This window comes from Hydrogenovibrio thermophilus (assembly GCF_004028275.1).
GTDB classification, from domain to species: Bacteria; Pseudomonadota; Gammaproteobacteria; order Thiomicrospirales; family Thiomicrospiraceae; genus Hydrogenovibrio; species Hydrogenovibrio thermophilus.
In genome coordinates this window covers 1,506,553-1,520,097 of record NZ_CP035033.1, presented here as the reverse complement: position 1 = coordinate 1,520,097, position 13,545 = coordinate 1,506,553, and the positions used below count along the sequence as shown (strand labels likewise).

Genomic DNA, 13,545 nt, shown 5'->3' with positions numbered 1-13,545 from the left:
CCCTTATTTCATGACAATGACTTCTTTTTCCAGGTGGATACCGAATTTGTGGTCAATGTCTTCTTGAATGCATTCCGCCAAGCGGACGATGTCGCAACCTCTGGCATCGCCCAGGTTTACCAGAACCAAAGCATGTTTTTCCGAAACCGCTGCATTTCGCAGTTTACGACCTTTCCAGCCGGATTGCTCAATCAGCCAAGCCGCCGGGATTTTATATTCATTGGTAATGGTTTTGTGGTGTGGAATGTCGCCATGGGTGGCGGTGAGTTCGTTGTAGTATTCTTCGGTGATCAAGGGGTTCTTGAAAAAGCTGCCGGCATTGCCGTAAATGCGTGGGTCGGGAATCTTTTGCTGGCGGATGGTGACGACGGCATCGAAAATATCCTGCGGGGTTAAGCCTTCTTTACCGGGATAATGCGACAAGATGGCTTCCTTGAGCGGTTCGTACACCAGGTTGGGTTGGCCGGATTCGAGCTTTTTCAAACGGAACGTCACGCGGTGGACCAGCAAACGGTTTTCGTGTTCTTCCTTGAAAATGCTGGTGCGGTAACCGAAGCGGCAATCACTGTTACGGAATTCGCGACGTTCGCCGGTGAAGAGGTTGAGGGTTTGCACTCGGGTGATGGTATCGCGCGCTTCGGCACCGTAAGCGCCGATGTTCTGAACCGGTGCGGCCCCGACGGTTCCCGGAATCAAGGCGAGGTTCTCCAAGCCCCAATAACCGTGTTCGACCGTGTATTTTACAAAATCGTGCCAAGGCATGCCGGCACCGACCGACAGCCAAATGCTGTCTTCGTCTTCTTTCATGACGCGAATTTTATCGTACTGACAGGTGACGATGACCTTCTCCAAATCCTGCGTAAACAGGATATTGCTGCCACCGCCCATGATCACCCACGGAATGGCCGACAGTTTCATGTCGGAGCGCAAAATCGGGATGTCAGACTGTTTGCTTATTTCGACAAAATACTGCGTTTTGATGTCGATTTTGAACGTATTCCGGTTTTTTAGGGAATAATTCGCGTGAATATGCATATCTGCTATAATTTTGTAACAAAGAGTGTGGTTATTATAAAGGAATATTTATGGCGCAGTTGAAACTTTCAACTCAGGCTTGGACGTCCCAAACGATTTTCATTTTAGCGGCAATCGGTTCGGCAGTTGGCCTCGGGAATCTTTGGAAGTTTCCTTACATCACCGGCGAAAACGGTGGTGGCGCGTTTGTCATTGTTTATCTGCTCTGTATTCTGCTCATCGGTCTGCCGATTCTCATCGCTGAAATCACACTGGGGCGTGCCGGTAAGGCCAGTCCGCCGCAAGCCATCGCCAATATCGTACGTGAAACCGGTTCCAGCAAACTGTGGGTGCTGCTGGGGTTCAATGCGGTGATGGGCGGTTTATTGATTCTGACGTTTTATTCGGTCATTGCCGGTTGGGGCATCGCTTATTTCGTGGACAGTCTGTTCGGTGTCTTCAGCGGCATGAACGCGGATCAGGCTCAGCAGCACTTTGATGATTTTGTCGCCAGCCCATCCGGCTTGACCTTTTGGCATTCGGTGGTGATGCTGCTGACGATTCTCATCGTGGTGAAAGGGGTGCGCAGCGGGATTGAACGCGCTATCAATATCATGATGCCGGGGCTGTTGATTATTTTGCTGGTCTTGCTCGGCTATGCCACCACCACCGGTGCTTTGGGGCAGAGTTTTGAATTCCTGTTCAAACCCAACTTTTCCGCTTTGACGACCGATTCGGTGTTGATTGCCTTGGGGCATGCGTTTTTCACGCTGAGTCTAGGCTTCGGAACCATGATGGTTTATGGCTCCTATATGCCGAAAGATTACTCCATTGTGCGCGCCAGTTTGTGGATCGTGGCGGCGGATACGATTATTGCCTTGATTGCAGGCCTGGTGATTTTTTCAATTGTATTCGGAAATGGCCTGGAAGCGGGTTCCGGCCCGGGGTTGTTGTTTCAGACCTTGCCGATTGCGTTCGGGCAAATGACCGGTGGCTGGTTTTTCGGGACTTTATTTTTCGGTATGGTGGTTTTTGCCGCCTTGAGTTCGGCGATTTCCATGATTGAACCGGCCATCAGTTGGTTGGAACAGAACTGGGGCTTTACGCGTCGAAAAGCGGCCTGGACGCTGGGGTTATTTTCCTGGACGTTAGGATTGGGCAGTGTGTTGTCGTTCAACCTTTGGAAAAACGTCCACTTTTTGCAGGACAAGACCTTCTTCGGCACCATGGATTTCCTGACGTCGAATGTCATGCTGCCGTTGGGCGGAATGTTCACGGCCTTGTTTGTCGGCTGGGTCTGGACACAGCAACAGCGTGACGGGGAGTCCGGGATGCCGCCGAAATGGTCGAATCTTTACGGTGTTCTGGTGAAATTCGTGGCACCGGTTCTGGTGTTTGTTGTATTCGTTGAGAGTGTGACGTAATTTGTTCGTGATGGACGACTATTGAATATAAAAATGAATATAAAAAAGCGGGCAAAAGCCCGCTTTTTTGTGGATGCTATTTAAAACCGTTGGAATGCGGTTCAGTATTGCGCCATGTAACTGCTTTGAATGTGTTTTTGCATTTCCAGATTTTCCTGTAGCATCCGGCGTTGCAGGTGATGGGAAAAGCGCAGAATGGAGCGCATGACATTGAACATCAGCTTTGGATTTTTTTCGACCAATGCTTCAAATTCATCACGGTGTAGAATCAATACCGTAACGTCGTTCTGAGCTTGCAGACGCATGGTGTGGGCAATGCCATCCAAGAAGCTTAGCTCGCCAATCAAGGCTCCTTTTTTCAAGGTATTGATGTGAATGGTCTTTTCCGGGCTGATGACTTTTTGGATTTCCAGCTTACCGTCCACCAGAATATATAGATTGCCGTCCAGTGTCTCCGGTTCAAACAGGATTTCGCCTTTGGACAGGACGCGTTGCTTCACGATTTCGGACAAGGCTTCGCAGTCCGCTTGGGTCAAGTCGGCACCGAGTACAGATTCGGCAATCAATTGGGTTTCGGCTGGTTTCGGCATGGTTTGGCTCCTAAACGTTTTTCTTGTTGTTGTTTTACTTTTTAACATTATCGGTCAAGTCGTTCAATCGGGTAAAAGTTCTCGAAGAGTAGTGACAGTCCGAATGTGAACAAGAGTATCAGTACAAAGACGATGAGAATCGAACGGGCTTGTTTGTTGTCGATGAATTTTTCTTTCCAGTTTTCCTGCTTGGCATAGGGCCAGATCAGTGCGATGAAAATGACCAGAGCCAGGATTTGCAGCAGTATCGATAACATCAGTCCACCAATAGGTTAATCAAGGTTTGTTCGTAAATATCCGTCAATTGATTCAAGTCGTCCACACTCACGTGTTCATCAATTTTGTGGATGGTGGCGTTCAATGGGCCCAGTTCGATGACTTGTGCGCCGGTTTGGGCAATGAACCGACCATCCGATGTTCCGCCGCCAGTGGAAAGTTGGGTTTGCAAACCGGTTTTCTGCTTGATGGCCTTGGAAACGGCTTGAATCAACTTACCTTCCGCCGGTGTAATAAACGGCAGTCCGGATAAATTCCATTGTAAATCATAATGAAATTCGCAGCCATCCAAAATTGCGTGCACGGCTTGTTTTAAGCTGTTCGGTGTCTGTTCGGTGGAGAAGCGGAAGTTGAAATCCACCACGCAGTCGCCGGGAATGACATTAGTGGCACCGGTACCGGCATGGATGTTGGAGACTTGAAAAGAGGTCGGCGGAAAATATTCGTTACCGGTGTCCCAAACCGTTTCGGTGAGGGTTTTCAGCGCAGGGGCCAGCGTATGAATCGGGTTTTCAGCCAATTCAGGATAGGCAATGTGACCTTGAATGCCTTTCACCGTCAAGCGACCGCTGAGCGATCCCCGACGGCCGTTTTTGATGGAATCGCCCAGTTGCTGGCTACTGGATGGCTCGCCCACCAGGCAGTAATCGTATTTTTCGCCACGTGCTTCCAGTGCTTCCACAACTTTAACGGTGCCGTCCACCGCCGGACCTTCTTCATCACTGGTAATCAGGAAACCAATGGAGCCCTTGGGATCGGGATGTTTTGCCACAAAACGCTTGGTGGCGACCATAAAGCAGGCGATGCTGCTTTTCATGTCGGCCGAACCACGCCCGTATAACTGACCTTTGTCATCGATGTGCGCAGAAAATGGCGGATATTGCCATTGGTCGGCTGGGCCGGTGGGGACGACATCGGTGTGGCCGGCAAATACGATGAAAGGGCCGGTTTCACCGCGTCTGGCCCACAAATTACTCACGTCGCCAAACGGCATGGGTTCGATCTGGAATCCCAGAGGACGAAGGTAATCGGCAATCACGTGTTGGCAGCCGTTATCGTCCGGGGTGACGGATTCGATTTGAATCAATTGTCGGGCGAGTTGAATGGTTTCGGTCATATTATCGGTCGCAAGTTTGGTTATTATCGGTTTTTTTACCGTTCATTTTAGGTGTTCGGCAGTGGTTTTAGAAGCGTTGATTGTTCTGACAATCAACGCTTACAGCGCTTGTTGATAGTCGGCTTCTTTAAAACCAAACAACAGAGCGGTTTCGGTTTGCAGCACCGGGCGTTTGATCAGTGTTGGAATCTCGGCGAGCAATTCCAGGTTGTCGCCGGCCATCAACTGTTGTTTTTGTTGGTCGCTCAGCTGTTTCCAACCGGTGCTGCGTTTATTGACGATAACATCAATCGGTTGTTGTGCCAGCCAATGTTGAAGGGTCTCCAGCGTGAGAGGGTTCTTACGGAAGTCGTGAAATTGATAATCCACCTGTTGCGTGTCGAGAAATTTACGGGCTTTTCGTACCGTGTCGCAATTGGGAATGCCGTATAACGTGATGGGGTTCATTCTGCTCTTTCCAAGGTTCGATTTGAGTCAATCCGTTATTTTAAAGCATTTTAAGGAGGTTTGAAGGGGAAGATGATGCCTTTCTCGGACAGAACGGCTTCTCTGTTTTGGTCAGAAAAGGTATACTTTGCGTTTTTGATTTTGAATGTTAAGAGAAGAGTGTTATGACTATCAAACGAATCGGCCATCGTTATAGCGATGCGAAAACGGGTGCAACTTTAGATGTATGGTTTCCACGTTCAAACAAAGAAATCGCGCGTAATTGTCTGGCGTTGAAGGCCGGCATCATTAAAAGCGATTTTGTGACGGTCGAGATCGCTTCGGTGGACGATGCACCGACGTCAGCGGAAGACGCGTATTTGCGTCTGCATTTGTTGTCGGAATGCGCTTATAAGCCGCATGACATCAATTTGGACGGCGTCTTCGGCCTGTTGACCAATGTGGCTTGGACCAGTGCCGGGCCGGTGTTGCCTTCTGAGGTGGAGAATCTACGTGAAGCGATTGCCGACGAGCCGATTCAATTGACGATCACTTCGATTGACAAGTTCCCGCGTATGGTGGATTACGTGATTCCGGAAGGGGTACGTATCGGGGATGCGGACCGTGTTCGTTTGGGTGCGCATTTGGCACCGGGTACCACCATTATGCATGAAGGCTTCTGTAACTTTAATGCCGGCACTCTGGGTAACTCCATGGTGGAAGGCCGTATCAGTGCCGGAGTGATTGTGGGTGAAAACACCGATATCGGTGGTGGCGCTTCAATTATGGGTACCTTGTCCGGAGGTGGTAAACAAGTCATTTCCATGGGCCAACGTAACCTGCTGGGTGCGAATGCCGGTTTGGGGATTTCTTTGGGCGATGATTGCATTATTGAATCCGGTTTGTACTTGACGGCTGGCACCAAGGTTAAGATGCCGGACGGTTCGATTGTATCGGCCCGTGATTTGTCCGGTCAATCCAAGCTGTTGTTCCGTCGTCATAGTCAAACCGGTCAGGTGCAGGCAATTATGACGGACGGTACGGTTTGGGGCGGTTTGAACGAAGCGCTTCACAGTAACGACTGATGACAAATTCATAACAACGCCTTCAGTTGTTTGAATACAATGAACCCAGCCTTTGCGCTGGGTTTTTTATGGGCCTTTGAAAAAAAGATAGGAGAAAAAGATGGCCAGAGTCATTGGGTTGGATCACGTCAGTATCCTGGTTTCGGATGCGGAGGCCAGTTTACATTTTTACCAGGGGTTGTTGGGTTTGTCGGTTCTGGAAAGGCCGGATTTGGGCTTTCCGGGCTACTGGTTGGATTTATTCAATGGCCAAAGTCTGCATATTATGCAATTACCGAACCCGAGTAGTGGGTCTGAACGGCCTGAACATGGTGGGCGGGATTTTCACTTTGCACTCCGAGTGGATTCGATTGTCGATTATGAAACGCACTTGCAACAACATGGTTTGACCTATACACGGAGTCGTTCCGGTCGAAAAGCCTTGTTTATCAAAGATTTGGATGATAACGCGTTTGAATTGTTTGAAGTCAGTTCGAGTGTGTAAAGGCACCAGGCCTGGTCAATATGGAAATTCGCCAGGCCTGGCCGGAAATAAGGATGCCGAATATTCTAAGGTTCGATATTATCCAGCAGGGCGGCCTTTAACGCTTCCTGCGTATGATGGGAATGAATCGAGTGGTTGCTGGTTGAACTGATCATAAAGACGTCTTCCGCCTTTTCACCTACCGTATTGATTTTGGCGTCGTGTACGCGAATCTGGCAGCTTTTGAAGGCTTGGCCGATGCGGGCCAGCAGGCCGGGGATGTCTTTAGTGGTGATGCTCAGTTCCGTGAGCTCTTCATTCAACTCTTGGAATTGAATTTCGGTCGGCGTGTGGAAAGCTCGCGTCCGTCTGGGCTCCGGCTGCGGCTGCGGGGTGCTGTCCGCTTTCAGGAATAATTGGTATTTCAGCGTGTCCTCGATTTCCGCCAGAATCATGTCGTCGGTAATCGACAGGCTTTCGTGGTTAAGCAGATAGATAATCACCAGCGTCATGTTGTCGGAGCCGGAGTAGATTTTCGCTTCCACGATGTTCAGGCCGAGTTTGTCAAGAATCTGGGTGAATTGCGCGAAGAGGTAATCACGGTCGTGCATGTAAATAATCAATTCGGTGGCGCCGCGAGAGGTCGTCGGTTGCAGGTGTACGTTGATTTCATCTTCGCTTTCATCGTGCAACGCTTCGGTGATGCGCGCGATTTCGCCGGGGCTTTGGCGGTTGAAAAAATCGGTTTGTTCAAACGACTGCCAGAAGGTTTGGAATTCCGGTGGTGTCAGGCCTTTGCTCTTCAAAAATTCGCTGGCTTTTTCTTTATTGAAAATCGCTTGTTTGGCACGGTCTCTCGGCAAGGTCGACGTGGCGTCCAATGCCTGGGTGGTGTTGTGGTAAAGCTGTAGGAAAAGTTGGTTTTTCCAGTCGTTCCAAACATCATCCGAGGTGGAGCGCACATCCGCCAACGTCAGCAGGTAGAGATAGTCCAGGCGTTCCTGTGTGCCGACCTTTTCGGCGAACTGAGCGATGACTTCCGGGTCGGACAAATCTTTTTTCTGGGCAACGTAGGAGAAATCCAAGTGGCGCAATACCAGCCAGCTGAGGAGTTCGGTATCGTTTTTGTTCAGGTTGTGTTTGAAGCTGAATTCCTTGGCATCAATGGCACCGAGTTTTTCGTGTGCGCCGTTACGGCCTTTGGCAATGTCGTGGAATAAACCGGCCAGTAAGAGAATCTCCGGTTTGCACAATTGTTTGGCGATTTGGTGCGCAGTCGGGAACTCGTAAGCGTACTGGTTGATGAAGAAACGCCGCAGGTTTCGGATAACTAAAATGGTATGTTCATCAACAGTGTAGGCGTGAAAGATATTAAACTGCATTAAACCGGAAATTTTTTTGAAACTCGGCAAGTAAGCGCTCAAAATGCCATAAGCATACATGCGTTTGAGTGCGGCATTGACGCCTTTCGGTTGGCGGAAAATTTCAATGAATAACGCCTTGTTGATCGGGTCGGAGCGGAACTGGTCGTCGATCAAGTGCAGGTTGTTGCGAATCAAGCGGATGGTGCGCGAACGAATTCCCTGAATCAGATGTTGGTAGTTTTCGATGATGATGAAAATTTCCAGCAGTGCCGTTGGGTTTTTTTCGAACAAATTGGTTTTGGTGACATCAAGGTAGTTGTTGACGATACGGAAACGTGGGTTGATCTGTTCGATGTGGTCTTCGCTGGTGCGGAAAATTTCTTCTTTAAAATGCTGTAACAGGATTTCATTCAGACGTGCCACAATATGCACGTTCTGATAATAGGGTTTCATGAAAGCTTCGACCGCCTTGACACTGTCGTCGCTGGACAGGTTGGGGTACAGTTTTTCCGCGAGTTGTTGCTGGTTGTCGAACAGTAAACGGTCTTCATGACGTTTTTTCAAACGGTGCAGGGCAAAGCGAATGCGGTTGAGGTAGAGGTAAGCCGCTTGAATTTCTTGAAATTCGTGCAGGGTGATGAAATTGTGTTGCATCAGTTCCTGCAGGGAGCTGGCGCCGAAGTGACGTTTAGCCACCCAGAGAATGGTCTGGATGTCGCGCAAGCCGCCGGGACTTTCTTTGATGTTGGGTTCCAGCTGGTACAGGGTGTTGTGATAGCGTTTATGGCGGCGTGCTTGCTCTTCCAGTTTGGCTTCGAAAAACTCTTGGCTGGGCCAGAAGGTTTTGAGGTTGAAGAGGTTTTGCAGGGCTGAGAACTGTTCGTAATCCCCTGATAACCAGCGCGCTTCGAGTAGATTGGTGGCGGTGGAGACGTTTTCCTTCCCGGATTCGATGCATTCTTCCAGGTTGCGTACTGCGTGGCCGACTTCGAATCCCAAGTCCCATAAATAGGTGATGAATTCGATGATGGTTTGTTGGTGGGCTTCGTAAGATTCGCCGAGAATCAACAGGTCGATATCGGAGTAGGGTTGCAGCTCACCACGGCCGTAGCCGCCGACGGCAATCAAGGTCAGCCGGTGGTCGCCGTCCTTCGGAAAAAAATGCTGCCAGATTTTTTTCAGTAACTGGTCGATGAAGGACGTGCGTTCTTTGATCAGTGCTTCGATGGAGCGGCCCTGATCAAATTTAGTGAATTGCTGTTCGTTGAATTCTTTCAGCAAGTCTTTTCCCGCACTCAGGGATTGGTTGCGTTCCGCATGCGTCAGCTGGTAAATGAAGCTGGGAATCGAGCTTTCGTTGTTGTCGGGCGTGGTGGCAGGCGTGTCACTCGGCATGCGGAATCCTTCTGGTCGTTCAATTTGGTTCGAAAAGTCGGCGAGATGTCTGGCGTTTTAAGGCAAGACAGGTTCTTCGCCGGGACGTAATGTCATAATTTCGTAACCATCGTCGGTGACGGCTAGCATGTGTTCCCACTGTGCGGAAAGTTTTCGGTCGGCCGTTTTGACCGGAAAAATGGTATTGCCCGGGTGTTTTTTGTTCGGCCCCAGTGTTTTAACGTTGGCTTTACCTTGGTTGATCATCGGTTCGATGGTGAACACCATGCCCGGTTGTAAGACAATGTCTTTCAGTTCGGGCTGCGTATAGTGCACGACCTGAGGCTCTTCGTGGAATTCGGAACCGATGCCGTGGCCGCAGTATTCTTTGACCACGGAAAAATGATTGTTGTGGGCATGGGTTTCAATGGCCTCGGCCACATCGTATAGAGTGGCGCCCGGTTTGACGGCTTCAATGCCGAGCCACATGCATTCATGGGCCACGCGACACAAACGGTGTGCGAACGGTTTGACCTCGCCGACTTCGTACATCATGCTGTTGTCACCGTAATAACCGTCTTTGATGACGGTGACGTCGATATTGACGATGTCGCCGTTTTTCAGCTTTTTGTCGTGGTCGGGAATGCCGTGGCAAACTACGTCGTTGACGGAGATGCAGCTTTCCGACGGGAAGCCGTGGTAGCCCAGAGTGGCGGAAACCGTTCCTTGAACATCGGTCATGTACTTGGCCATGATGTCATTGAGTTCGCCGGTGGAAACACCGGGTTTGACATAGGGTTCAATCATCACAAGTACATCGGCGGCCAGTTTTCCGGCGACGCGCAGTTTTTCGAGTTCCTGTTCGGTTTTGATTTTGATGGCCATTGAGCTTCCAGAGTTAAGTTGTTTTTGATTGAAAAATCTTGAAAAAAAAACGGCCACATGGTATAAATGCGCCGCCTTTTCGAATAAAGGCATTTTAACAGAAAATCCACACGCCTGCCGATACATCAAACGGGGTGCTGTTTCCGAGTTTTGAGCGATTTTATCGTAAATGACGCCGAATCGAAACAGTTCGTTTGTTGGGCTGGCGGAGGCTTAACCCAAAATGGAGAAAAATCATGGCTAAAGTCACTATGCGCCAAATGTTGGAAGCGGGTGTTCACTTCGGACACCAAACACGTTATTGGAACCCTAAAATGGGTGAGTACATTTTCGGTGCTCGCAACAAGATTCACATCATCAACCTGGAAAAAACCTTGCCGATGTTCAACGATGCTTTGAACTTCCTAGGCGGTATCGCAGCGAACAAAGGAACGGTATTGTTCGTTGGTACGAAGCGTGCGGCAGGCGATTTGGTTGCGGAAGAAGCGAAGCGTTGCGGAATGCCTTACGTGAACCACCGTTGGTTGGGTGGTATGTTGACCAACTTTAAAACCATCAAACAATCCATCAAAAACCTGAAAGACCTTGAGACCCAGGAACAAGACGGTACTTTTGAAAAAATCACTAAAAAAGAAGCGTTGATGCGCTCCCGTCAAAAAGACAAGCTGGAATTGTCCTTGGGTGGTATCAAAGATATGCGTGCCATGCCGGATGCGATTTTCGTGATCGATACCGGAAATGAAAAAATCGCTATCCAAGAAGCGAAAAACCTAGGGATTCCAGTTGTCGGTGTTGTTGATACCAATAACGATCCAAACGGTCTGGATTATGTGATTCCGGGTAATGATGATGCGGTTCGTGCCGTATCTTTGTACCTTTCTTCAGTGGCGGATGCCATTATTGAAGGAAAAGGCTCTATCACAACCGCTTCTGAAAGCGACGAGTTCGTCGAAGAGCAAGCGGAAGCTTAATCGAACCGAACCGACGCTTCGCGTTCAAGAAACTACCAGGCCTGGTCATTCTTTCCAGGCCTTTTAAATTGATTACAACTTATTTTTAGGGGTCTAAAAAATGGCTGTTACTGCATCTATGGTAAAAGAACTGCGTGAAATGACTGGCGCAGGCATGATGGATTGTAAAAAAGCGTTGGGTGAAACCGACGGCAATATGGAAGAAGCGGTTGAGTTTCTTCGTAAAAAAGGGATGGCTGGCGCGGATAAGAAAGCCGGTCGTACAGCGGCGGAAGGCGTTATCGCGATTGCCGTTTCCGATGATCAGAAAAAAGCAGCGATCGTTGAAGTGAACTGTGAAACCGACTTCGTGGCGAAAGGTGATGAGTTTAAAACCTTTGCGGATGAAATTGCGGCCATCGTTTTGGCAACTGGTCAGGTTGATATTGATGCGTTGATGGGTGAAAAAATGGCCAATGGTCAAACCATCGACGAAAAACGTCGTGAAATGATCGGTAAAATCGGTGAAAACATGGCGGTTCGTCGTATCGAGTTGGTTGAATCAAACGGTACCATCGGTCAATACCAGCACGGCGAGAAAATCGGTGTAGTGGTTGCGATGAACGGTGGTGATGACGCCTTGACGCGTGACGTGGCGATGCACATCGCGGCTGCAAAGCCAGCGGCGATTTCAGCCGACGACGTGGATGCGGAAGTATTGGAAAAAGAGCGTAAGTTCCAAATCGAACAAGCTCAGGACTCCGGTAAGCCAGCCGACATTATTGAAAAAATGATCGAAGGTCGTATGCGTAAGTATCTTCAAGAGATCACTTTGTTGGGTCAGGCGTTTGTTAAAGACCCAGATCAAACTGTTGAGAAGCTATTGAAAGCCTCTGACGCTTCTGTTACCAACTTCGTGCGTTTGGAAGTCGGTGAAGGGATCGAGATTGAAGAAACCAACTTCGCGGATGAAGTGGCTGCGGCCGCGGCTGCGGTGAAGGGCTAATTCGGTTTCCGATTTCATGGAGCTGAAAAAGTTCTGTCGATAGCCAATCGGCAGGGCCTTTTGAAGAAAAGCCATGATAAGCAAATTGTTTATCATGGTTTTTTTTTAACTTTTTTTCGCGATTTGTTTTGAAAGTCATTTTATAATGCCTTCCATTCCAAAATGCGTTTCAAAACGATTTGCAAGCAAAAATTCAAGAAGATTTAAGGTGAGTCATGTCATTGAAATATGAACGAGTGTTGCTGAAATTCAGCGGTGAAGCTCTGATGGGCGACGGTCAGTTTGGTCTGGATGCACAGACATTGCGTCAAGTGGTTTCGGAAGTCAAAGCCTTGCGAGAGCTAGGGGTGGAAGTCGGTCTGGTGGTCGGTGGCGGTAATATTTTTCGTGGTGCTCAGATTATGGGTTCCGGTATTCAACGGACCACAGGTGACCAAATGGGCATGATGGCAACCGTCATTAATGCTTTGGCATTGCGTGACGTGATTGAAGACATGGAGATGCCGGCGGTGATTTATTCCGCAATGGGCATTGAAGGGGTCTCGCATGGCTTTAATGCAAACCATGTGAAAAAAGGCCTGGCCGAGGGGCAGGTGGCCATTTTTGCGGCGGGGACCGGGAGTCCTTTCTTTACGACCGATACGGCGGCCGCGTTACGCGGCATTGAGATTGATGCCGACATCGTTTTGAAAGCCACGAAAGTGGACGGGATTTATACGGCGGATCCGGCAAAAGACCCCACAGCTGAGCGTTTGGCCGAATTGAGTTACGATGATGTGATTCAAAAAAACCTTCAAGTCATGGATATGACGGCATTTGTGTTGTGTCGTGACCATAAAATGCCGATCCGGGTGTTTGATATGTTCAAAAAAGATGCGGTGATTCGAATTGTCAAAGGTGAAGATGAAGGCACTTTGGTGCACTGACTTCAGATTTGAGTTCAAAGGAGAAAATAAAAGATGTTGGATGAAATTTTTGATGATGCAAATGAAAGGATGAAAAAGTCGGTTGAGAATCTGGAGAGCAATTTTGCCAAGATTCGCACCGGGCGTGCTCATCCGAGCATTTTGGATTCGATTAAGGTTGATTATTACGGTTCGGAAGTGCCTGTCAGTCAAGTCGCGAACGTGAATGTTGAAGATGCACGTACCCTGACGGTTCAGCCTTGGGAGCAGGCGATGGTGGCCGTGGTTGAAAAAGCGATCATGACATCTGACCTGGGGATTAACCCGGTGACGAACGGTAATATGATGCGTATTCCGATGCCGCCATTGACCGAAGAGAGACGGAAAGAATTCATCAAAATGGCGCGTGCCGAAGCCGAGCAGGCTAAAGTGGCGGTGCGTAACATTCGTCGTGATGCCAATGCCGATTTCAAATCCTTGAACAAGGATAAAGAAATCACCGACGACGAGTTGCGTCAAGCGGAAGATCAAATCCAAAAAGCAACGGACGCGCATGTGACGGAAATCGATGCAATGCTGGCGGAAAAAGAAGCCAGCTTGATGGAAATTTAAGCTGAAATTCTTTCGCATTTGCGGCATAATTACTCGTTAATTGTCAACAGCGGC

14 protein-coding genes are annotated in these 13,545 nt (G+C 49.0%); 7 read left to right on the top strand and 7 right to left on the bottom strand.

Going from position 1 to position 13,545, the window contains the following annotated elements; all coding sequences use genetic code 11:
- Positions 1-3: 3 nt before the first annotated feature.
- The gene (gene murB / locus EPV75_RS07130) at positions 4-1,035 is read right to left on the bottom strand and encodes a UDP-N-acetylmuramate dehydrogenase (RefSeq protein WP_029938203.1); all 1,032 of its coding nucleotides are present in this window, start codon (positions 1,033-1,035) and stop codon (positions 4-6) included.
- Between the two features lie 50 nt (positions 1,036-1,085).
- On the opposite strand from murB, the gene EPV75_RS07125 reads away from it, so the two are divergent.
- Positions 1,086-2,438, top strand: a complete 1,353-nt coding sequence (locus tag EPV75_RS07125) for a sodium-dependent transporter (protein WP_029938202.1) — start codon at positions 1,086-1,088, stop codon at positions 2,436-2,438.
- 101 nt (positions 2,439-2,539) lie between these two features.
- Here the strand turns inward: EPV75_RS07125 and EPV75_RS07120 are convergent, their stop codons facing one another.
- The 4 genes from EPV75_RS07120 to EPV75_RS07105 form a co-directional block, all read right to left on the bottom strand.
- A complete protein-coding gene (locus tag EPV75_RS07120; RefSeq protein ID WP_029938201.1) occupies positions 2,540-3,028 on the bottom strand; it encodes a Crp/Fnr family transcriptional regulator in 489 nt (162 codons plus the stop codon).
- Positions 3,029-3,075: 47 nt separating this feature from the next.
- A complete protein-coding gene (locus EPV75_RS07115; protein ID WP_029938200.1) occupies positions 3,076-3,285 on the bottom strand; it encodes a hypothetical protein in 210 nt (69 codons plus the stop codon).
- A complete protein-coding gene (gene dapE, locus EPV75_RS07110; RefSeq protein WP_128384926.1) occupies positions 3,285-4,421 on the bottom strand; it encodes a succinyl-diaminopimelate desuccinylase in 1,137 nt (378 codons plus the stop codon). The genes EPV75_RS07115 and dapE overlap by 1 nt, the downstream gene beginning before the upstream one ends.
- Positions 4,422-4,520: 99 nt before the next feature.
- Positions 4,521-4,868, bottom strand: a complete 348-nt coding sequence (locus EPV75_RS07105; RefSeq protein ID WP_128384925.1) for an arsenate reductase — start codon at positions 4,866-4,868, stop codon at positions 4,521-4,523.
- A gap of 164 nt (positions 4,869-5,032) precedes the next feature.
- Here EPV75_RS07105 and EPV75_RS07100 point away from each other — a divergent pair, with 164 nt between their 5' ends.
- Positions 5,033-5,932, top strand: coding sequence for a DapH/DapD/GlmU-related protein (locus EPV75_RS07100; RefSeq protein WP_029938197.1), 900 nt, complete (start codon positions 5,033-5,035; stop codon positions 5,930-5,932).
- Between the two features lie 100 nt (positions 5,933-6,032).
- Complete coding sequence (locus EPV75_RS07095; protein WP_128384924.1) at positions 6,033-6,416, top strand: VOC family protein; 384 nt, start codon at positions 6,033-6,035, stop codon at positions 6,414-6,416.
- A gap of 65 nt (positions 6,417-6,481) precedes the next feature.
- Here the strand turns inward: EPV75_RS07095 and glnD are convergent, their stop codons facing one another.
- Together glnD and map are read right to left on the bottom strand one after the other, a co-directional pair.
- On the bottom strand, positions 6,482-9,154 hold the full coding sequence (gene glnD / locus EPV75_RS07090) for a [protein-PII] uridylyltransferase (protein ID WP_029938195.1): 2,673 nt from the start codon (positions 9,152-9,154) through the stop codon (positions 6,482-6,484).
- Positions 9,155-9,211: 57 nt separating this feature from the next.
- The gene (gene map / locus EPV75_RS07085; protein WP_029938194.1) at positions 9,212-10,018 is read right to left on the bottom strand and encodes a type I methionyl aminopeptidase; all 807 of its coding nucleotides are present in this window, start codon (positions 10,016-10,018) and stop codon (positions 9,212-9,214) included.
- A gap of 236 nt (positions 10,019-10,254) precedes the next feature.
- Here map and rpsB point away from each other — a divergent pair, with 236 nt between their 5' ends.
- The 4 genes from rpsB (at position 10,255) to frr (ending at position 13,491) form a co-directional block, all read left to right on the top strand.
- Positions 10,255-10,989, top strand: a complete 735-nt coding sequence (gene rpsB, locus EPV75_RS07080; RefSeq protein ID WP_127119671.1) for a 30S ribosomal protein S2 — start codon at positions 10,255-10,257, stop codon at positions 10,987-10,989.
- 100 nt (positions 10,990-11,089) lie between these two features.
- Positions 11,090-11,974 carry a translation elongation factor Ts gene (gene tsf, locus EPV75_RS07075; protein ID WP_128384923.1) on the top strand — a complete coding sequence of 295 codons (885 nt, stop codon included), beginning with the start codon at positions 11,090-11,092 and terminating at the stop codon, positions 11,972-11,974.
- A 215-nt stretch (positions 11,975-12,189) separates the two neighbouring features.
- A complete protein-coding gene (pyrH, locus tag EPV75_RS07070) occupies positions 12,190-12,900 on the top strand; it encodes a UMP kinase (protein ID WP_128384922.1) in 711 nt (236 codons plus the stop codon).
- A gap of 33 nt (positions 12,901-12,933) precedes the next feature.
- Positions 12,934-13,491, top strand: coding sequence for a ribosome recycling factor (gene frr / locus EPV75_RS07065; RefSeq protein ID WP_029938190.1), 558 nt, complete (start codon positions 12,934-12,936; stop codon positions 13,489-13,491).
- Positions 13,492-13,545 lie beyond the last annotated feature (54 nt).

Bases quoted from the DNA above. Each gene is read 5' to 3' on its own strand.
- tsf (WP_128384923.1), top strand. From the start codon at position 11,090: ATGGCTGTTACTGCATCTATGGTAAAAGAACTGCGTGAAATGACTGGC.
- pyrH (WP_128384922.1), top strand. From the start codon at position 12,190: ATGTCATTGAAATATGAACGAGTGTTGCTGAAATTCAGCGGTGAAGCT.
- EPV75_RS07120 (WP_029938201.1), bottom strand. From the start codon at position 3,028: ATGCCGAAACCAGCCGAAACCCAATTGATTGCCGAATCTGTACTCGGT.
- murB (WP_029938203.1), bottom strand. From the start codon at position 1,035: ATGCATATTCACGCGAATTATTCCCTAAAAAACCGGAATACGTTCAAA.
- EPV75_RS07100 (WP_029938197.1), top strand. From the start codon at position 5,033: ATGACTATCAAACGAATCGGCCATCGTTATAGCGATGCGAAAACGGGT.
- frr (WP_029938190.1), top strand. From the start codon at position 12,934: ATGTTGGATGAAATTTTTGATGATGCAAATGAAAGGATGAAAAAGTCG.
- dapE (WP_128384926.1), bottom strand. From the start codon at position 4,421: ATGACCGAAACCATTCAACTCGCCCGACAATTGATTCAAATCGAATCC.
- glnD (WP_029938195.1), bottom strand. From the start codon at position 9,154: ATGCCGAGTGACACGCCTGCCACCACGCCCGACAACAACGAAAGCTCG.
- map (WP_029938194.1), bottom strand. From the start codon at position 10,018: ATGGCCATCAAAATCAAAACCGAACAGGAACTCGAAAAACTGCGCGTC.
- EPV75_RS07105 (WP_128384925.1), bottom strand. From the start codon at position 4,868: ATGAACCCCATCACGTTATACGGCATTCCCAATTGCGACACGGTACGA.
- EPV75_RS07095 (WP_128384924.1), top strand. From the start codon at position 6,033: ATGGCCAGAGTCATTGGGTTGGATCACGTCAGTATCCTGGTTTCGGAT.
- EPV75_RS07125 (WP_029938202.1), top strand. From the start codon at position 1,086: ATGGCGCAGTTGAAACTTTCAACTCAGGCTTGGACGTCCCAAACGATT.
- rpsB (WP_127119671.1), top strand. From the start codon at position 10,255: ATGGCTAAAGTCACTATGCGCCAAATGTTGGAAGCGGGTGTTCACTTC.
- EPV75_RS07115 (WP_029938200.1), bottom strand. From the start codon at position 3,285: ATGTTATCGATACTGCTGCAAATCCTGGCTCTGGTCATTTTCATCGCA.